Below are 595 nucleotides of genomic sequence, written 5' to 3' on the forward strand. Positions count from 1 at the left end.
CCACATAATAGAGAGCGTTTTTAGATTGGCGGCGCGGTACCAAAGCTTCAAAGCGCGCCGCTGCGAGTGCGCCGGTAATCTAAAAACGTGTTGGACGAAGCCGCCTAGCGCGCCGGTGCCGCTATGGAAATTGGATGCTGCATCCCAGCGGATAATGCCGTCGCTGAGGCTTCGGGGGCATGCTGGATGCGGTCTTGATGGCGAAACATTCTAATCGAGATATGGTCTCTCGGTCGGAAAGGCCGGCGACGCCTGCGCTTGGAGCGCTTGATGTCGGAAGCGCGACAATAGGATTCCTGCTGTCTAACTTCGCAGATAGAAAGAACGATGATCAATGATTGGCAAATCCCGACCGTCATGAAGTGTCCAGAAAAGGTGGGTCTTGTGACGCAACGGGCGCGAGCACCTCGATGCATACCATCTGCCCTTGACGGCAAAAGGGACATTCCCGCAGGGAAACTCCGGTCAGCTCCTCGACCTTGTCGCGATAATCGCGTCCTTCCTTCGGTTTTACCGGCGTATCGGACTGCCGCATTCCGAGCAGTTCGCGGCAGCGGGCGAGCTTTTGCTTGCGGTAGCGGTTGCCCATGAAACC

Annotated in this window: 1 pseudogene; it reads right to left on the minus strand. The window is 56.8% G+C overall.

Annotated features, from left to right (window positions below):
• Nucleotides 1-355 precede the first annotated feature (355 nt).
• Nucleotides 356-595 (minus strand): annotated as a pseudogene (locus FXV83_RS44750) (IS91 family transposase); the annotation flags it as partial.

Source organism: Bradyrhizobium hipponense (assembly GCF_008123965.1).
In the GTDB taxonomy this organism is placed as follows: Bacteria; Pseudomonadota; Alphaproteobacteria; order Rhizobiales; family Xanthobacteraceae; genus Bradyrhizobium; species Bradyrhizobium hipponense.